Here is a 1,136-nt window from a genome sequence, read left to right as displayed (position 1 = left end):
TTCTGACCGGTCCCGAGGGGGCGCTGTGACGGCTGGCGCAGGGCGCGGCCTGTTCATCACCTTTGAAGGCATCGACGGGTCCGGGAAATCAACACAATGCCGCCTGCTGGCGGAATCCCTGCAGGACGCAGGCCGTGACGTGGTGCTGACACGCGAGCCGGGCGGCTCTCCCGGTGCGGAAGAGATCCGCCGCCTGGTGCTGGAAGGCGATCCGGACCGCTGGTCGGCAGAGACCGAACTGCTGTTGTTCATGGCAGCGCGGCGCGACCATCTGGAGCGCACAATTGAGCCTGCCCTCGCGGCGGGCAAGGTGGTGATCTGCGACCGTTTTGCTGACAGCACGCGGATGTATCAGGGGTTGTCCCGCGGTGATTTGCGGGACGCTGTGGACCAGATGCACAAGCTGATGATTGGCCGCGAGCCGGACCTGACCCTGCTTATCGACATGGACCCGGCCACCGGGCTTGCTCGCGCCAAGGGGCGGCAGGGCAAGGAAGAGCGGTTCGAGGATTTCGGCATCGAACTGCAGGAAAAGATGCGGGCGGGTTTCCTGGCGCTGGCGCAGGAGTTTGCGGACCGTTTCCGGGTTGTCGATGGCGCCCGAGCGGTGGATGCAGTTGCCGCGGATGTGTGCCGGCTGGCGGATGACGCCCTGAAAGGTACCGGGGCATGAGCGCTGACGACGATCTGCCGCGCGCCGATCAGGCGGAAGGCGCCCCGCATCCGCGCGAAACCCAGCGGCTGATCGGCCAGGACGCGGCGGAACAGGATTTCCTGACCGCCTACACCTCCGACCGGCTGCACCACGGCTGGCTGCTGACCGGCCCGCAGGGCGTCGGCAAGGCAACGCTGGCCTGGCGGATAGCCCGTTTTCTGCTGGCCACACCCCCGGCAGAGAAAGGCCTGTTCGGCGCCCCGCCCCCGCCCCGGACCTTGGACATTGATCCCGAATACCCGGTCTCGCACCGCATTCAGGCGCTGGCAGAGCCGGGGCTGGCGCCGATCACACGCTCTTACGACGACAAGGGCAAGCTGCGCAGCCAGATCGTGGTGGATGACATCCGAAAACTGAACCGTTTCTTCGGCCTGTCGGCCACGGATGGCGGGCGGCGGGTGGTGATTGTGGATGCTGCCGA

At 66.7% G+C, this 1,136-nt stretch carries 1 protein-coding gene and 1 pseudogene; both read left to right on the top strand.

The window, feature by feature from the left end:
* Positions 1–25 precede the first annotated feature (25 nt).
* Entirely contained in the window at positions 26–673 is a 648-nt protein-coding gene (tmk, locus tag A2I95_RS40815; protein ID WP_291738003.1) for a dTMP kinase, read from the top strand.
* Positions 670–1,136 (top strand): annotated as a pseudogene (locus A2I95_RS40810) (DNA polymerase III subunit delta'); the annotation flags it as partial. The gene tmk and the pseudogene A2I95_RS40810, both read left to right, overlap by 4 nt.

The organism is Leisingera sp. F5 (assembly GCF_001593695.1).
The sequence above is the reverse complement of the archived record's forward strand: the minus strand, read 5'-3'. Positions and strand labels throughout refer to the sequence as shown.